Annotated in this window: 16 protein-coding genes and 1 other annotated feature; of the genes, 8 read left to right on the top strand and 8 right to left on the bottom strand. The window is 54.7% G+C overall.

The window, feature by feature from the left end:
• Positions 1 to 6: 6 nt before the first annotated feature.
• The 8 genes from pepE to rnm form a co-directional block, all read right to left on the bottom strand.
• Positions 7 to 699, bottom strand: coding sequence for a dipeptidase PepE (pepE, locus tag FE839_RS20775; RefSeq protein WP_138362795.1), 693 nt, complete (start codon positions 697 to 699; stop codon positions 7 to 9).
• 19 nt (positions 700 to 718) lie between these two features.
• Positions 719 to 1,408: an AroM family protein gene (locus FE839_RS20770; RefSeq protein WP_138362664.1), complete on the bottom strand. Its 690-nt coding sequence runs from the start codon at positions 1,406 to 1,408 to the stop codon at positions 719 to 721.
• A 1-nt stretch (position 1,409) separates the two neighbouring features.
• Positions 1,410 to 2,348 carry a DUF1177 domain-containing protein gene (locus tag FE839_RS20765; protein WP_138362663.1) on the bottom strand — a complete coding sequence of 313 codons (939 nt, stop codon included), beginning with the start codon at positions 2,346 to 2,348 and terminating at the stop codon, positions 1,410 to 1,412.
• A 24-nt stretch (positions 2,349 to 2,372) separates the two neighbouring features.
• Complete coding sequence (locus tag FE839_RS20760) at positions 2,373 to 3,917, bottom strand: OPT/YSL family transporter (protein ID WP_241675662.1); 1,545 nt, start codon at positions 3,915 to 3,917, stop codon at positions 2,373 to 2,375.
• 105 nt (positions 3,918 to 4,022) lie between these two features.
• Positions 4,023 to 4,787 carry an IclR family transcriptional regulator gene (locus FE839_RS20755; RefSeq protein WP_138362662.1) on the bottom strand — a complete coding sequence of 255 codons (765 nt, stop codon included), beginning with the start codon at positions 4,785 to 4,787 and terminating at the stop codon, positions 4,023 to 4,025.
• 636 nt (positions 4,788 to 5,423) lie between these two features.
• The gene (gene rluB / locus FE839_RS20750; RefSeq protein ID WP_138362661.1) at positions 5,424 to 6,305 is read right to left on the bottom strand and encodes a 23S rRNA pseudouridine(2605) synthase RluB; all 882 of its coding nucleotides are present in this window, start codon (positions 6,303 to 6,305) and stop codon (positions 5,424 to 5,426) included.
• A 1,224-nt stretch (positions 6,306 to 7,529) separates the two neighbouring features.
• Positions 7,530 to 8,150 carry an L-threonylcarbamoyladenylate synthase gene (locus FE839_RS20745; RefSeq protein WP_138362660.1) on the bottom strand — a complete coding sequence of 207 codons (621 nt, stop codon included), beginning with the start codon at positions 8,148 to 8,150 and terminating at the stop codon, positions 7,530 to 7,532.
• Between the two features lie 9 nt (positions 8,151 to 8,159).
• Complete coding sequence (gene rnm / locus FE839_RS20740) at positions 8,160 to 9,029, bottom strand: RNase RNM (protein WP_138362659.1); 870 nt, start codon at positions 9,027 to 9,029, stop codon at positions 8,160 to 8,162.
• A gap of 227 nt (positions 9,030 to 9,256) precedes the next feature.
• Positions 9,257 to 9,352 (top strand) — a sequence feature (Trp leader region).
• A 35-nt stretch (positions 9,353 to 9,387) separates the two neighbouring features.
• Here rnm and FE839_RS20735 point away from each other — a divergent pair.
• The 8 genes from FE839_RS20735 to FE839_RS20700 form a co-directional block, all read left to right on the top strand.
• Positions 9,388 to 10,950, top strand: a complete 1,563-nt coding sequence (locus FE839_RS20735) for an anthranilate synthase component 1 (RefSeq protein WP_138362658.1) — start codon at positions 9,388 to 9,390, stop codon at positions 10,948 to 10,950.
• Positions 10,950 to 12,545, top strand: a complete 1,596-nt coding sequence (gene trpD / locus FE839_RS20730; RefSeq protein ID WP_138362657.1) for a bifunctional anthranilate synthase glutamate amidotransferase component TrpG/anthranilate phosphoribosyltransferase TrpD — start codon at positions 10,950 to 10,952, stop codon at positions 12,543 to 12,545. Before FE839_RS20735 ends, trpD begins: the two co-directional genes overlap by 1 nt.
• 3 nt (positions 12,546 to 12,548) lie before the next feature.
• Positions 12,549 to 13,907 (top strand): bifunctional indole-3-glycerol-phosphate synthase TrpC/phosphoribosylanthranilate isomerase TrpF, encoded by a 1,359-nt coding sequence (gene trpCF / locus FE839_RS20725; protein ID WP_138362656.1) that lies wholly within the window; start codon positions 12,549 to 12,551, stop codon positions 13,905 to 13,907.
• A gap of 9 nt (positions 13,908 to 13,916) precedes the next feature.
• On the top strand, positions 13,917 to 15,110 hold the full coding sequence (trpB, locus tag FE839_RS20720; RefSeq protein ID WP_138362655.1) for a tryptophan synthase subunit beta: 1,194 nt from the start codon (positions 13,917 to 13,919) through the stop codon (positions 15,108 to 15,110).
• A complete protein-coding gene (gene trpA, locus FE839_RS20715; protein WP_138362654.1) occupies positions 15,110 to 15,919 on the top strand; it encodes a tryptophan synthase subunit alpha in 810 nt (269 codons plus the stop codon). Before trpB ends, trpA begins: the two co-directional genes overlap by 1 nt.
• A gap of 1,136 nt (positions 15,920 to 17,055) precedes the next feature.
• Positions 17,056 to 17,457, top strand: a complete 402-nt coding sequence (gene tnpA / locus FE839_RS20710; RefSeq protein WP_138362653.1) for an IS66-like element accessory protein TnpA — start codon at positions 17,056 to 17,058, stop codon at positions 17,455 to 17,457.
• Positions 17,454 to 17,801 (top strand): IS66 family insertion sequence element accessory protein TnpB, encoded by a 348-nt coding sequence (gene tnpB, locus FE839_RS20705; protein ID WP_042922210.1) that lies wholly within the window; start codon positions 17,454 to 17,456, stop codon positions 17,799 to 17,801. The genes tnpA and tnpB overlap by 4 nt, the downstream gene beginning before the upstream one ends.
• A 47-nt stretch (positions 17,802 to 17,848) precedes the next feature.
• A partial coding sequence (locus FE839_RS20700; protein WP_479680758.1) for an IS66 family transposase occupies positions 17,849 to 18,121 on the top strand: 273 nt, incomplete at its 3' end.

The following is an 18,121-nucleotide window of genomic DNA, read 5'->3' as shown; positions in this document are numbered from 1 at the left end:
CCTCCGTCAGTAAAAGCGATGACCGGGAACCAGTACAACTGCTGGCTCATTGGCTTTAAACAGCAACGCCGGGTTGCTGCCCCCCAGTTGCGCACTGCCGTTCTGCACGGAGATCCAGTTTCCTTCCGGCAGGCCAATCACTTCCAGGTGTGGATCAACCACCAACAGCTCGCGTATGCGCTGCTCGCGGGTTTCCCCCTGGTGACCAGCGGGCAGTGCGTTGGTAAAGTGCGGATTGATTTGCAGTGGCACCAGATTGAGCGCATCGAAGCCGCCCGGTTCGGTGATTGGCATATCGTTGGTGGTGCGAATCGTCGGGCAGGCCAGATTCGCACCGGCGCTCCAGCCTACGTACAACGCCCCCGTATTGACGGCCTGACGTACAGGATCGATCAGCCCGTATTCACGGCATTTTTTCAGTAGATTAAAGGTATTTCCCCCGCCCACCATCACGATATCCGCCGCAGCAAGGGCCGCCTTCGGATCGTCCACGGTATGAATCCCGGTGATCTCCAGAGACAGCTCCGCCAGCGCCAGTCGCACTTTATCGGTATAAGCATCCCAGCTCTGAGTGACCCCCGCGAAGGGGATAAACACCACCTTACGACGCCCACCCAGTTGCGCTTTCAGCACAGGAAGTGCGTATTCCAGATAGCCCGTTCCCGGCAGCACCGAATTACTCAACAGCACTAAATTCATGATTTGGGATGCATTCATTTCATTCTCCATACAGTAGGTTACTCAGCAGATCGGCCAGCAGTTTATTCGACAACACCACCGGCAGCGCCACGTGACGGGCGCAAATCTCCTGATGCCACTCGGTGAACCCCATGCAATCAGTGAGGATCACCTCCGCGCCCTGCGCTTCCAGCGAACGGGCGGCGGTGGACAATTCCTCTTCGCTAGCGGTATAAGGTGAGGCAACGGCAAAAACCGGGGGCCGTTGCGCACCCCGCCACTTTTCCCGTTCACTGGCGACTTGAGACGCCAGCGGCACCAGAATACCGGCACGGCGCTCGCCCACCAGCGCATTGAGCGTCGGAGGCAGAATCTGGTCTGGTTCCATCAGCCATGCTTTTTTGCTGTGCAGCCCGTGAAATTCGCCGGTACAGAGGAGAGCGATAAGTTCGCAGCCTTGCGCCTCCAGATCGTCAATCTTCTGCTGCAGCGCTTCACCCACTGCCGGTTTCCCCATTACCACTGCACGACCGTCCAGCAGGCGTGAGGTAAGCAACGCATCACCCGGTTGCGGTGCGAAGCGCGCAGCAATCGCTGCGTCGTCCAGCCCGTCAAGCACCCCGGCATGCAGGCACGCCACATGAGCAGGCAGTGCGGCGTCGAGGATCGGCGTGATATCCCTACGCGGCGCCTGACCGATGGTCAGCGTACCGATTTTGCGTATTGCCATGTCACACTCCCGGCTGACGTTTTTGCAGGTGCGCCAGTGAACCGTACAGATCCAGCAGGCGCTGATACTCCGCTTTATCAAAGAAGTGGCAGGTGCCGCGGGTAAACTCTTTCGCCACTTCTACTGCATATTTGCAGACCAGTGCGATATCCGTTTCATGGCTTGCGCCAGTACCGCAGCCCGGCACGGTGCTGACGGCCGTGATCGCGACGCCAACCACCGGTGCAGTGGTGGCAATGGATGGCTGTAAAATACTGTTGATGTGGTATACACCGTTACCGTACGGCGTAATATCCTGAGTGGTGATCGGGAACGTGACCGGTAACTGCCCGGTGGTCATCTCCATCACCCGCAATAGATCGTCTGAGACGCGCAAAACATAGCCCGATTTCACCGTCGGAGAAATGGCGAAGCCTTTGTGATTGATGACGCGGTTGCCTTTAGTAGTATCGATAGAGAGCACCGCATCCATCTCGTCGGAAACTTCCTGTTCGTTCATATCTTCGGTTTCCACCGGAGAATCCATAAAATCGACCGGTTCGTGTGGACGTGTCGGCGCATCAGGGCAGATATGGGTGCTCACAATCACATCTCCGGGCAGGCTATCGCCCTGACGCTGCATCTCAGCCAACTTGAGCGCACTGGCAATCGCCGCCACCGCGCCATCAGCATCCGAAACCAGGCCGATACGGCCCGGACGTGCGCCAATACCGCCGAGACGCCCTACGATTCCCAGTGTCGGCGCACTGCCGCCGCTACGTTTCCCCTCGGTGCCCGGGATAACGATGTTTACGAAATCAGTACTGCCTTTCGGACCGCTGACCGCTTTCACACTGACGTCGATGCCAGGGTATTCCGCCAGCAGTTTCTTCACCTTTTCGCCGCTGGCATACGCGCTGTCGAGTAATTCAAAAACCTGAATGGTCTGTTTTAAGCTCATACTATTTTCCTTTGTATTACGTGATTACTTTTTGCCGCCCGGCAGGACTGAGTTAAAGAAACTGAACAGTGCATCACCGGCGATAAGCCCCGCCGCCAGCACCTCGATTTTTTGACGAACCGGTTCGCCGCCTACCCGCAGTACAATAGCGCGAATGGAGATACCGATGATCACCGCCCAACCCGCCAGCGGATTATTGATTAACAGCCCCGTCGCCAGCAGGACGCCCATCTGGCGACCGGGTCCGCCAATCAACTGAATGATCGCGCCAGGGATGGCCCAGATCAGCATTGATTTGGCGATATCCAGCGATACGCCCGCCTTAATGGCTGCGACGTACACTTTCGCTACCGGCGGCACCAGCCCCTGAGAGAAGTAGTCGCGGAAGATAAACAGCACGACCGGCATCGCCACCACAAAGGCCAGAATCGCGGCAATCAACTGCTGGCGACGGCCTTCCAGTTCAAAGCGGGTGTGCTGACCTTTACCGCGCAGGATCCAGCCTGCCTTCAGGTCGTATCCCATGTCGGCAAACGCCGGCCCGGTTGCAGCGGAGAAGCCGCACAGCATCGCCAGCGCTTCCGGTGGAAAACCAATCAAAATGCCGATAATCAGCGTGATTAGCGCCACGGCGAAAGCCGGGAACCAGCCGGAGTGCATGGCAGCAAGACCCACAATCATTTCATGCAGGAAGGCAGCAAATGCGGCGTAAAGCATAAAAGCGATCAGCCACGGCAGCGTGAGGTGCGCGTACAGGCCGCTACCCAGCGCAATAAGCACCGAAATGGCGATAAATCCGAAAGCGCCCAGGCGGATGGTTTTACCGATCTGCTCGTTCTGCGCATGATCCAGCAGGTCGCTACTGCTCTTGCTCTGCGCTTTACTGGTATTACTCTGACGGATCAATTTGACAATCTGGAACAGCGCCACCAGACCCGCCCCTACCATCACCCCATGAGGGATATAGAGTTTGTTGATATCAATCCCAAACAGCGGATCGGAATAGCCACGTAGCAGAAAGCCCAGGCCCAGCATACCCAACGCCCAGATATTGCCGATAAACGCGGTGCCAAGCGCCGCCATCGGGAATTTAAACCACGAGCCAATGGCGCCAATCACGATACCAGTACTCAACAACACAGCCTGCTTGCCGCCTCGATCGCCCGCTTTGATGGATTCTGCAGCAGCAATCCCCGGCGGCCATGCCCCTTCAGCCGGAAAGATACGCGTGTTGAACAAGCGGTACAGCAGCCAGGCATCCAGTAGCATCGCCAGCGCCACGCCGAAGAACATCGGCATCACCATCTCTTCATGACCAAATAGCCAGGGAATGGAAATAGGCAGCAGCAGCGAGTTTGCCGCGCCAAAGGTCGCGGCGGAGGTGGCGCTCTGCGCAAGGTTCTGAATATGGATAGAGCGAAAACGGGCAAAACACTGAAGCGGGATGCGGGCAATAATCATTGCCACCATCGCGCCAATAATCGAGGTGTTGGGTGTCACCCCAAGTGTGGTGAGCAACTGCACGCCGATTACCGCGCCAAAGATGCTGAGCAACAGCAGTAGCAGCAGGGTCGACGGCGCTAAAGCGCGGGGATGCGACTCACTCTTATCTGCAGGTGTTTTTAAATGGTCGATCTGACTCACGGTGTTCTCCTGGCATTGGCAAAAGAAAAATCAAAGTGAATGGGCGACCAGCGTATCGCCCGTTTTTCTGGCAATGGTTATGGCCGTTTCTTTCAGTAACGTTGCGATGCGTTGCAACTCTTCGGGGGTGGCAAGATGCTGAGGAAACGACAGGCAGAACGCCACGGCTTCGTGTGTGGCCGGGTCGCCTACCGCGCAGCTGACAGAGGCTGTATCGGCAACGGATTCGTTGACCGCTGTTGCATACCCGGCATCACGGGCGCGGGCGACAGCAGCCACCAGCAGACTAAGATCCTGGTTTGATCCGCTGAGTTGCGACACCACCTGTGGGCTGGCAAAAAAGTCATGCAGTTGGATATCGGAGAAGCGCGACAGCAACGCGCGTCCGGTCGATGTCCCCCAGGCAGGCGAGCGGGAACCCGGCCAGGTTACGACAGGCAGCGCCTGACGACCGTGGATCACCCGTAGCACCAGAATTTCTTGATTATCGAGCATTGAGATATAGCCGGTGTAGCCAGTACGTTCACACAGACTGCGCAGGGCGATATCGACATGATCGCTCAGGGACATTTGACGACTGACCAGATGCGAGGCTGACATAATCAGCGGCCCCGGCAGAAATGTTCCCTGCACAGGGTCCTTTTCCAGATATCCATAAGACTCAAGCTGACTCATCACCCGCGAAGCGGTACTTTTTGGCATCTTCAGATGCGTAATCACATCGCTGATCCGGATCCCGCTTTGCAGATCCACCATCAGTTTCAGGATGTTGGCCGTGGTTTCTAAAATCGACATCAGCAAGTCCCATAAAATGGTACAATGGTTTCATTAAACGGATTCATTAAATGGTTTAGCAAAATCAATGCCAATCTGTAATCAATTGAATTATCGTAAAATGAAGGGGGAGGATAAAAATAAGGCTTCATTATATTGCTCTATTTTGGTGCAAACTACGCTGAGACTTCACAAATTGCACAAAATTAATGCAGCCTGATAACGCGATTCTCCTCATGTCGCGTATTAGAGAGTCGCCTTTATACTGGCCGCGCCATTTGAAGATCCGGTTGCATTGATACCCTGCGTCTGAGCAACATGAGACACATGTCATGCCCGGTCTCCGTCGTCTGCTGAATAATGGCAATTCTTTCGTGTGGCGTACGCCGTCGACGTCGCTCAGGGCCTGATTATGTTAAGAGAGGTGAAGTGTCTGGTGATCTATGGGGCCAGTCCAGGAGGGTTTGAGCCTCACGCAAGAAAAGCGAAAGTGAACATATCGCGCTAACAAAAAAGCGGGGCGGGAGACGGCGCAATCCTTCATTTATCATGAGGCACATTCACCAGCGGACTGCGCGTTGCCCATTGAGAGTGACATACTCAAACAGGCGTTTATATTACAGGAAGCGTTCCGGCGAACCGCCGGAACTGAAATAATTAACCGTTACTGCTATTACGACTGCTGGACCGACGAGTATTATTGCTTACTTTACTGTGACGCTTAACTGCGCGGCGGATCTGGTTCGCTTTCATACGGCGACGATCTTTTTCGACAGCCACTTTTGAGGCGGTTTCCGGCGTTAACGCCACCAGTTCACGCAGATAGTTCGTTTGCGCCAGATCCAGCTCGGTATAGCCCCCGCGCGGCAGGCCTTTTGGCAACGGAATATCGCCATAGCGCACGCGGATCAGGCGGCTCACCTGCACGCCAACGGCTTCCCACAGGCGGCGAACTTCACGGTTACGGCCTTCGGTCAGCGTCACGTTGTACCACTGGTTAATCCCTTCACCGCCGGTGAATTTAATGGTTTTAAACGCCGCCGGTCCGTCTTCCAGCTGCACGCCGCGGGATAACTGACGAAGTTTGTCCTCATCAATCTGACCAAAGACGCGCACCGCATATTCACGTTCAACTTCGCGGCTCGGATGCATCAGGCGGTTCGCCAGTTCACCGTCCGTCGTGAACAACAGCAGGCCGCAGGTATTGACGTCGAGACGACCAACGGCAATCCAGCGCGCACCGCGCAGCTTTGGCAAACGATCGAACACCGTCGGGCGCCCTTCCGGGTCATTACGGGTACAGAGTTCACCTTCGGGCTTGTAATAAGCCAGCACACGACAAATCTGTTCCGCAGACTCCTTCACCGAAACCAGGTGACCGTCAATGCGAATTTTTAAACCGGGAACAATTTCAACGCGATCGCCGAGGGTGGCGATTTTGCCATCGACGCTGACGCGGCCAGCGTCGATTTTGGCTTCAATTTCACGGCGGGAGCCGTGGCCGGCCCGGGCCAGCACTTTTTGTAGTTTCTCGCTCATTGAGCTTCCTTAAGGTGTCGCCTTCCCAGGCGTCGTGGTATACATAGAAAAACAGGACGCCAGGAATAACTCTTTCCTGGCCACCTGTTCTGTAAATATTTTTCCGTTCTCTGAACCGTTATCGCTAACGACTGAGACGTGCCTGCTGGCGTGGGCCGACATCATACACGAACTTTAAGATGAATGCTTCTGTGCGTTCCGTCATGTCAGCGCATGCCAACAGAACCCGTTGTTCACGATGAACCGATGGCCAGCAGATTTTCTGTCTACGGAAACGGTATCAGCACGAATAGTCGCGCCATAGAGATCATTGGCCACGGCATCGGTGGACACCTACGTAGTTTTTATCATTAGGGGTAAGATCGTATTGCCATTTATAATTTTTAGGATTATTCTTAGTTTGCGTTTCGTTTTTCACCCTTTGCATTCATTATTCAATTAAAACAAAGGCCTGGGATAAGTTCACATGCCCGGTCTCATTCATAAATGAGTCTTGAGAATGAAAAATATTGAACCACTTAAACTTCGTGACGTTTGTTATGCAAAAATAAAAACATGTAATAATGATGAAATGATAATTAAGATTTCCGAGATTACGATGGTTGTCTCGCAAGGTAATATTTGCATCCTTTCATTAAAAAGCATGCCCTCTCCTGTAAGATTAAGAAACAAGCTTTCTGAAATTGAATCACTGCTCAATATGACCCAACATCTCGTTATCCCGTGCACTGAAGACACATGTACTGGCTCAGAAAATACGTGATAATAATTAACTTGCGCTTTTTTTAGTTACAAAAAGCAACGAAGTGAATGTACTATTGAAACCTTATCAATACATTCATAACAATATTTCAACAGACTCTCGGCGCATCGCGATATCTCCCTGCCAGAGGTTCATTTTTATTATTTATCAGGCCCTGTTACCACGCAATTCAGGCTGCATAAGGATACCCAGGAAATAAAACGCCAGCATGTTTTTCCCTCTCTTTAGAAGAGAGAGGGAATTGACTCATTTCACGTTTTATTGCATAACAATGCGTCAACACCTTTTAAGAAGAAAATAATTTCTGGCCAACCGAAATTTTTCTCCCGCTCGCCCTCCGGGGATACCATGACTATCCGCAAGCCCCATGCCAACGCAATGCTGAACAGCCACAACAACACTGCGCAAACCGAAAAAAAATCGCCGTTCGTCACCATTCCTGTGCGAAAACAGGCCAGTGCTCACAGAAACGGCTTCACGTCACCAACGCCTTCACGCAGCACAACCGGCACGTCGTCGGTCAGATCAATAACCGTCGTCGGCTGCTGCCCCAGATAACCGCCATGAATAATCAGATCCACCTGCTTCTCAAGACGATCTTTGATCTCTTCCGGATCGGACTCAGTAAAATCACTGCCGGGCAGCATCAGCGAGGTGGAAAGCATCGGCTCGCCGAGCGTTTCCAGCAACGCCTGAGCTATCGGATTAGACGGTACGCGCATACCAATGGTTTTACGCTTATCCTGCAACAACCGGCGCGGCACCTCTTTGGTCCCCTTGAGGATAAAGGTATAGTTGCCCGGCGTATTATTTTTAATCAGCCGAAAGGCCACGTTATCGACGAATGAATAGGTCGATAGCTCGGATAAATCGCGGCACATCAGGGTAAAGTTGTGACCATCAGGTAGATCACGAATACGACAAATCCGCTCCATCGCGCCTTTATCTTCAATTTTGCAGCCTAATGCATAGCCGGAGTCGGTCGGATAGACGATAACCCCACCTTTACGCACAATTTCCACCGCCTGGTTAATCAGCCGCACCTGCGGGTTTTCCGGATGGATATAAAAAAACTGGCTCATACTTCCCTCTCAATGTTGTTCTGTGGCCACTTCCCAACTACGCCAGATTCCTTCTACACCAGCGGGTAGCCAAAGTTTACGTCCCAGTTCGATCCACGGACAGGGTTGATGAAAATCAGACCCTTGCGATGCAAGAAGACCAAACTGTACGGCATATGCAGCAAGCCGGGCGCGCTCATGCGGTGCCTGTTGACACTGCGCGACCTCCATTGCGTCGCCCCCCAGTTCACTAAAGTGGGCCAGCAGTCGCTTCAACCATTTGGCGGAGAGGTCATAGCGACCCGGATGAGCAATAACCGCTTTACCGCCAGAATGATGAATGACATCAATTGCTTGTTTTATTGTACACCACTGAGGAGGGACGTAACCGGTTTTCCCGCGTGCAAGATATTTCTTAAACACGTCAGCCATACACTTAGCATGGCCGGCCTCCACCAGAAAACGGGCAAAATGGCCGCGCGTCACCGCACCACCATCGGCCAGCTTCAGCGCACCTTCCCACGCGCCGGGGATCCGCGCTTTCTCCAGCCGCTCAGCAATCCGTTGCGCGCGATTCTGACGACGCGCTTTCTGTTCATCAAGCAGCGCGGTCATCGCCGGATGGGCAATATCAATATTCAGGCCGACAATATGAATTTCGTGATTTTCCCACAGAGTAGAAATTTCCACCCCGGTGGCCAGCGTCAACGGCAGGGAGGCGCGCGCGATCTCCGCCTGCGCGGCGGGGATCGCCGCTACGGTATCGTGATCGGTAATCGCCAGCGTACGGACACGCATCTGATGTGCGCGATGAACAAGTTCTTCTGGTGTCAGTCGTCCGTCAGAGGCAATCGTGTGGCTATGCAGGTCGTAAATCACTGCGTAATGGGTGTTGCTCAAGATGACTCCTGCTGGACATAAACCGGTACCCGTCATACTTTAAGTCACAGGCAGATTGACTGCGGCACGGCAACTTAAGTTATTAAGGATATGAATAAGTGCATCATCATACCGACTCACAGAGAAAATCTGCAAACGGGGGTTGACTTTAATCCCTCGGACTAGTTAACTAGTACGAAAGTTCACATGAAGGGGTATCCGCAATGAAAACGCTATTTATCACTCTGCACGGCTGGTGGCGCGCGTCCTGTTATCGGGCAGCGTAATCGCGTTTTGCACTCAGCATACAGATACCCGGCCCGCCAATGAGCGGGCTTTTTATTGGACAAATTTTTCTACCGAACAGGCGAGAACAATAATGCAAACATCAAAACCGGCACTCGAGCTTCTCACCAGCGACGCCATCTATCGGGAAAATCCGACGGCGTTATTCCATCAGTTATGCGGCGCACGACCGGCCACGCTGCTGCTGGAATCCGCTGACATCGACAGTAAAGATGATTTAAAAAGCCTGCTGCTGGTTGATAGCGCGCTGCGCATTACCGCACTAGGTGACACTGTCACCATTCAGGCACTTTCCGCCAATGGCACAGCGCTGTTAGATCTGCTGGATAGCGCGCTTCCCGCCGGTATCAATAATCAGCGTCAGCCTACTAGCCGGGTATTGACCTTCCCGCCGGTCAGTACGCTGTTAGATGAAGACGCCCGCTTATGCTCGCTGTCGGTGTTCGATGCTTTCCGCCTGTTACAGGATCTGATTACCGTACCGCAGGACGCGCGTGAAGCGATGTTCTTCGGCGGCCTGTTCGCCTATGACCTTGTCGCCGGTTTTGAAGACCTGCCGCCGCTGAAAAGTGATACCGCCTGCCCCGATTACTGCTTCTATCTGGCGGAAACGCTGCTGATTATCGACCACCAGACCAAAAACACCCACATCCAGGCCAGCCTGTTCACGCCGCTGGAAAGTGAAAAACAGCGCCTGTTACAGCGTATCGCCCAGCTTCGTCAGCAGTTAAATGAACCGCCAGCGCCGCTGCCGGTCACCACGGTCAGCGAGATGCGCTGCGACTGCGATCAGAGTGACGAAGAGTACGGTGCCGTGGTGCGTAAAATGCAACGCGCCATCCGTGCAGGCGAGATTTTCCAGGTCGTGCCATCACGTCGCTTCTCGCTGCCCTGCCCGTCGCCGCTGGCCGCTTATGATGTGCTGAAAAAGAGTAACCCTAGCCCGTATATGTTCTTTATGCAGGACAATGACTTCACGCTGTTCGGCGCCTCGCCGGAAAGCTCCCTGAAGTACGATGCCGCCAACCGCCAGATTGAGATCTACCCGATTGCCGGCACCCGCCCGCGCGGTCGTCGCCCGGACGGTTCGCTGGATCGCGATCTCGACAGTCGTATTGAGCTGGAGATGCGTACCGACCATAAAGAACTTTCCGAGCATCTGATGCTGGTTGACCTGGCGCGTAACGACCTCGCGCGCATCTGTACGCCGGGCAGTCGCTATGTTGCCGACTTAACCAAAGTTGACCGCTATTCGTTTGTTATGCACCTCGTCTCCCGCGTGGTCGGCGAACTGCGCAACGATCTCGACGTTCTGCACGCTTATCGCGCCTGTATGAACATGGGCACCCTCAGCGGCGCGCCGAAAGTTCGCGCGATGCAGCTTATCGCCGCCGCTGAAGGCAAGCGGCGCGGTAGCTACGGCGGCGCGGTGGGCTACTTTACCGCTCACGGCGACCTTGATACCTGCATCGTGATCCGTTCTGCCTACGTGCAGGAGGGCATTGCCACGGTACAGGCCGGTGCCGGCATTGTTCTCGATTCCGTTCCTCAGTCAGAAGCGGATGAAACCCGTAATAAAGCTCGCGCGGTGCTGCGCGCTATCGCCCAGGCCCATCACGCGAAGGAGACTTTCTAATGGCCGACATTCTGCTGCTCGATAATATCGATTCTTTTACCTATAACCTGGCAGATCAGCTACGGGCGAACGGCCATAACGTGGTGATTTACCGTAACTCTGTGCCGGCGCAAGCGTTGATTGAGCGCATCGGCACCATGAAAAACCCGGTACTGATGCTCTCTCCGGGCCCAGGCACACCGAGCGAAGCAGGCTGTATGCCGGAGCTGCTGACCCGGCTGCGCGGCAAACTGCCGATTATCGGCATCTGCCTTGGGCACCAGGCGATTGTGGAAGCCTACGGCGGTTACGTCGGCCAGGCCGGTGAGATTCTCCACGGTAAGGCTTCAAGCATCGAACATGATGGCCAGGCGATGTTTGCCGGTCTCAGTAATCCCTTGCCGGTCGCCCGCTACCACTCGCTGGTCGGCAGTAATATCCCGGCAGGGTTGACCATCAACGCCCACTTTGACGGCATGGTCATGGCGGTGCGTCACGATACGGATCGCGTTTGTGGTTTCCAGTTCCATCCTGAGTCGATTCTGACCACCCAGGGCGCGCGTTTGCTGGAACAAACCCTGGCCTGGGCGCTGCAGAAGCTGGAGCAGACCAATACCCTGCAACCGATTCTGGAAAAACTGTATCAGGCTGAACCCCTGAGCCAGCAGGAAAGCCACCTGCTATTTTCAGCCGTCGTACGCGGCGAAGTGAAACCCGAACAACTGGCCGCCGCGCTGGTGAGTATGAAAGTGCGCGGCGAACAACCGCAGGAAATTGCCGGGGCCGCCACCGCCCTGCTGGAAAACGCCGCCCCCTTCCCGCGCCCGGATTATCTGTTTGCCGATATTGTTGGTACCGGCGGCGACGGCAGCAACAGCATCAATATTTCCACCGCCAGCGCCTTTGTTGCCGCCGCCTGCGGCCTGAAAGTGGCAAAGCATGGCAATCGTAGCGTCTCCAGTAAGTCAGGCTCTTCCGACCTGCTGGCGGCATTCGGTATCAATCTGGATATGAACGCCGATAAATCTCGCCAGGCGCTGGATGAACTGGGCGTTTGTTTCCTGTTCGCGCCGAAGTATCACACCGGGTTCCGCCACGCCATGCCGGTCCGCCAGCAGCTTAAAACCCGCACCCTGTTTAACGTGCTCGGGCCGCTGATCAACCCGGCTCACCCGCCGCTGGCGCTGATTGGCGTCTACAGCCCGGAACTGGTGCTCCCCATTGCCGAAACCCTGCGTGTACTGGGCTACCAGCGTGCTGCGGTGGTGCATAGCGGAGGAATGGACGAAGTGTCGCTGCATGCGCCGACGGTGGTCGCTGAACTGCACAATGGCGAAATCAAAAGCTATCAGTTGACTGCAGCCGACTTTGGTCTGACGCCTTACCATCAGGAGCAACTGGCAGGCGGCACGCCGGAAGAAAACCGTGACATTCTTACGCGCTTGCTACAAGGTAAAGGTGAAGCCGCTCACGAAGCCGCTGTTGCCGCCAATGTCGCCATGTTGATGCGTTTATATGGCCATGAGGATCTGAAGGCCAACGCGCAGCAAGTTATTGATGTGCTGCACAGCGGAGCGGCCTATGACAGAGTAACCGCATTAGCGGCAAGAGGGTAAATAATGCAGACCGTGTTAGCGAAAATCGTTGCCGACAAAGCGATTTGGGTAGAAGCCCGTAAACAGCAACAACCATTAGCCAGTTTTCAGAATGAGGTGGTACCCACGCAGCGTAGTTTTTACGACGCCCTTGCCGGTACCCGCACCGCATTTATTCTTGAGTGCAAAAAGGCCTCGCCATCAAAAGGCCTGATTCGCGAAGATTTTGACCCGGCGACTATCGCCGGGATCTACAAGCACTACGCCTCGGCTATTTCGGTGCTGTGTGATGAAAAATATTTCCAGGGCAGCTTCGACTTTTTGCCTGTCGTCAGCAAAGTCGCACCGCAGCCGATTCTGTGTAAGGATTTCACTATCGATCCTTACCAGATTTACCTGGCGCGCTACTATCAGGCCGATGCCTGTCTGCTGATGCTCTCGGTACTGGATGATGAACAGTATCGCCAGCTGTCCGCCGTCGCGCACAGCCTCAATATGGGAGTTTTGACCGAGGTCAGCAATGAAGAAGAACTGGAACGCGCCATTGCCCTGAAAGCGAAAGTGGTGGGTATCAATAACCGCAATCTGCGCGATATGTCCATTGACCTTAATCGTACCCGCACGCTGGCGCCTAAGCTTGGTCATGACGTCACCGTGATCAGTGAATCCGGCATCCATACCTATGCCGAAGTACGCGAACTGAGCCACTTCGCCAATGGTTTCCTGATTGGTTCGGCGCTGATGGCGCACGATGATCTGAACGCCGCCGTAAAACGCGTACTGCTTGGTGAAAATAAGGTCTGCGGCCTGACCCGTCCGCAGGATGCCCAGATTGCCTTTGAATCCGGGGCGGTCTACGGCGGGCTTATTTTCGTCCCGTCGTCACCGCGCGTGGTGAATGAGGCCCAGGCGAAAGCGGTGATTGACAGCGCCCCGCTGCACTATGTCGGCGTGTTCCGCAATACGCCGGTGCCAGAGGTGGTCGCCCGCGCGGAAAACCTCAACTTAGCCGCCGTACAGCTGCACGGCAGCGAAGACCAGGCCTATATCGACGCCCTGCGCGCCGAACTGCCCGGCAAAGTGCAAATCTGGAAAGCCCTCAGCGTTGGCGAAACATTACCGCAACGTAATCTGAACCATGTCGACAAATACCTTTTCGATAATGGCCAGGGCGGTAGCGGGCAGCGTTTCGACTGGTCTCTGCTGCACGGGCAGGATCTGCGTAACGTTCTGCTGGCAGGCGGCCTCGGCGCCGATAACTGTGTGGAAGCGGCCAAAAGCGGCTGTGCCGGACTCGATTTTAATTCAGGCGTGGAGTCGCAGCCGGGTATAAAAGATGCCAGCAAACTGGCCTCGGTGTTTCAAACGCTGCGCGCATATTAAGGAGCAATAATGAGTACTTTACTGAACCCCTATTTTGGCGAATTCGGCGGGATGTACGTCCCGCAGATCCTGATGCCTGCCCTGCGCCAGCTGGAAGAGGCATTTGTCAGCGCGCAAAAAGACCCGGCCTTCCAGGCAGAATTTACCGGCCTGTTGAAGAACTACGCCGGTCGCCCGACAGCGCTGACCAAATGCCGTAATCTCACCGAAGGTACGCGCACCACGCTGTACCTGAAGCGTGAAGATCTGCTGCACGGCGGCGCGCATAAAACCAACCAGGTTCTCGGCCAGGCGTTGTTGGCGAAAAGGATGGGCAAAACGGAAATTATCGCCGAAACCGGCGCCGGCCAGCACGGCGTCGCCTCGGCTCTCGCCAGCGCCCTGCTCGGCCTGAAATGCCGCATCTACATGGGCGCCAAAGATATCGAACGCCAGTCGCCGAACGTCTTTCGTATGCGTCTGATGGGCGCAGAAGTGATTCCGGTGCATAGCGGCTCGTCAACGCTGAAAGATGCCTGTAACGAGGCCCTGCGCGACTGGTCCGGTAGCTACGAAAAAGCCCACTATATGCTTGGCACCGCCGCTGGTCCGCACCCGTTCCCGACCATCGTGCGTGAATTCCAGCGCATGATTGGCGAAGAGACCAAAACCCAAATCCTTGACCAGGAAGGTCGCCTGCCAGACGCGGTTATCGCCTGCGTCGGCGGCGGTTCTAACGCTATTGGCATGTTTGCCGACTTTATTGACGAGACGAAAGTTGGCCTGATTGGCGTAGAGCCAGCCGGTCACGGGATTGAAACCGGCGAGCACGGCGCGCCGCTGAAACATGGGCGCACAGGCATCTACTTCGGCATGAAATCGCCAATGATGCAGACCGATGACGGGCAGATCGAGGAATCCTACTCCATCTCCGCCGGGCTGGATTTCCCGTCTGTCGGGCCACAGCACGCCTATCTCAACAGCATCGGCCGGGCCGATTACGTATCGATTACCGATGATGAAGCGCTGGATGCCTTTAAAGAGCTTTCCCGCCATGAAGGAATTATCCCGGCGCTGGAGTCTTCTCACGCCCTGGCGCATGCGCTGAAAATGATGCGCGAAAACCCGGAAAAAGAGCAGTTGCTGGTGGTTAACCTTTCTGGCCGCGGCGATAAAGACATCTTCACCGTACACGATATTCTGAAAGCGCGAGGGGAAATCTGATGGAACGTTACGAAACGCTGTTTGCACAACTGAAAGCCCGCCAGGAAGGCGCGTTTGTTCCCTTTGTCACCCTTGGCGATCCAACCCCTGAACAGTCGCTGAAGATTATCGATACGCTGATTGAGGCGGGGGCTGATGCGCTGGAACTGGGCATCCCTTTCTCCGACCCGCTGGCGGATGGTCCGACGATTCAGGGCGCCAACCTGCGCGCGTTTGCTGCCGGCGTAACGCCCGCGCAATGTTTTGAAATGATCACCGCCATCCGACAGAAGCATCCGACGATCCCCATTGGTCTGCTCATGTACGCCAACCTGGTGTTCAGCCCTGGCATTGATGAATTCTACGCCGCATGCGAACGCGCGGGCGTTGATTCCGTACTGGTCGCCGATGTGCCTGTTGAAGAATCCGCGCCGTTCCGCCAGGCTGCGCTACGTCATAACATCGCGCCAATTTTTATCTGTCCTCCCAATGCCGATGATGACCTGCTGCGCCAGATTGCCTCCTATGGTCGCGGTTACACCTATCTGTTGTCCCGTGCCGGAGTGACCGGCGCGGAAAAGCGCGCCGCGCTGCCGCTGCACCATTTGATTGAGAAACTGGCCGAGTACAACGCCGCACCGCCGCTACAGGGCTTTGGCATCTCCGCGCCGGAACAGGTCGCGGCCGCGATTGATGCCGGTGCCGCCGGGGCGATTTCCGGCTCCGCCATCGTCAAAATCATCGAGCGCAACGTTAACGATCCTCAGGCGATGCTGACTGAACTGAAAGCCTTTGTGCAGAGCCTGAAAGCCGCCACTAAGGCGGCATAAACGCGCCAGCCGTCCGGCCCCGCCGGGCGGCTAGTTTTGTTGTAAATTTCCAGCCTACTCTCCACGCACTATTATTCACCCATTATGACGGAATATGGGCTGGATGTTGTCATGGCGGCAACCGGCATACTGAGCAGAATCAGCATAATTCACCCTTCTTTTTTCCGCACAATGCCCCGTCTTATTTAACCATCAAATTAAGTCGTTTTTTTCGGGTGCGAAGATAATAAATGGCGTGCGCTACTGGTAACATCAGCAGTGAAGGAAGAAGATCGAACAGTTCCAGATAGAGATAGCTGATATTTAACTCTATTGAAATGAACCAATAAATCACCAGATAATTCACGGTGAAGTAAAATACCTGTAAGTGTGACTTGCTATGTCTGGCTATCAGATATGCAAATAGAATGCATAACACAAAAGATACACCAACAAACCATAATAAAGTCGCGATCGCATAACCTATAGTTGCCATGGTTCCTCTCCAGATTGGTTATGGATAAAAAATATTTTTCATACGCTTATTTTCAACGCGCGCATTGATTTAAATAAAAATAATGAGCTTCAATCCTATGAATTGCAGGCCAGAACGGTTAGTCGTATTAAACGCGGCAAATCGGCAACCCATAAGAGCAAGCCTCATGGCTCAGACGGATCACTCAACAGCCAGCGCACCTGCCGCCCGAAGCAGAGGGGCATATACTGAAGAAAACTGAGGATCCATATGGGGTGGTCCATGCCTTGCTTTTACAATAATTTCTGCGCTAATGGTTCAGGGGAAGATAGCGAATCCGACTCCCTGGGAAGCACAAAACCCCGTTCCATTAAACGCGCTGCGATAGCAGGTTGTTTGACTGCCAACGCCAGGCGAAGCAGATTATCCGCACTGCACAAAGGCACAGAGGTGCTCTCCGGCAAATCCAGACAGTAATCCATCCGCGTCACATTCCCTGCCCTGATATAAGTGCGTAAAGCCTCGCAACGCGCAGCGGCAGTAGTTCGTTGAAGAAGAACGTTAACGATTTCATCTTTCAGTATGTTGTTACTTATATAAGTAAGCGTCCAGCGAGCACCGTCTGGTCATCATCTGATGAATTCGACAAAGTGGTGTCCACCAAATAGTGGTGGGAACCAAAATGTCAGATTTGCACAAAACAGTCGCTCCCGGCAGCCGTAAGGGCCGCCCTAATTACTCTCCCGAATTTAAGCAGCAGCTTGTCGCAGCCTCCTGTGAACCCGGTGTGTCCATATCAAAGCTGGCGCTTGAAAATGGCATCAACGCCAATCTGTTATTTAAATGGCGTCAGCAGTGGCGAGAGGGGAAACTCCCGCTGCCTTCGGCAGACCTTCCTCAGCTGCTCCCTGTAACACTCGATGCCACCAGTGCCCTGCTGGCTGTGCCGCCAGAAACGCCTGCAGATAAGTCGGAAACCCTCAGTATCAGCTGTGAGGTGACGTTCCGGCACGGAACGCTCCGTCTGGATGGCGCTGTCAGCGAAGGCCTGCTGACAATATTGATACAGGAGCTTAAACAGTGATCCCGCTACCATCAGGCACGAAAATCTGGCTGGTCGCCGGCATCACCGACATGAGAAACGGCTTCAACGGGCTGGCCGCAAAGGTGCAGACCGCGCTGAAAGATGATCCGATGTCGGGTCACGTCTTTATCTTCCGCGGCCGAAGTGGCAGTCAGGTGAAACTCCTCTGGTCAACTGGCGACGGGTTATGCCTGCTGACGAAACGGCTGGAGCGTGGGCGCTTCGCCTGGCCATCGGCCCGTGACGGCAAAGTCTTCCTCACCCCGGCACAGCTGGCGATGCTCCTCGAGGGCATCGACTGGCGGCAACCTAAAAGACTGCTGACATCCCTGACTATGCTGTAATCTTTTTATCCTGGTCGTGGGCGAATGAGCCTGGTAAAATCCCCCGCATGAACAGCCCGCTTCCCGATGACATCAATGAACTGAAACGTCTTCTTGCCGAACAGGAGGCGCTGAACCGTACCCTGCTGGAAAAGCTGGCGGACCGTGAACGCGAAATCGACAAGCTGCAGGCACAGCTGGATAAGCTCCGCCGGATGAACTTCGGCAGCCGCTCCGAAAAAATATCGCGCCGTATCGCACAGATGGAAGCCGACCTGAACCGGCTTCAAAAGGAAAGTGATACGCTGACCGGCCGGGTGGATGACCCGGCGGTACAGCGC

This window comes from Klebsiella indica, assembly GCF_005860775.1.
GTDB classification, from domain to species: Bacteria; Pseudomonadota; Gammaproteobacteria; order Enterobacterales; family Enterobacteriaceae; genus Klebsiella; species Klebsiella indica.
Note: the sequence above shows the minus strand (reverse complement) of the source record. Positions and strands in the feature narration are given on the sequence as shown.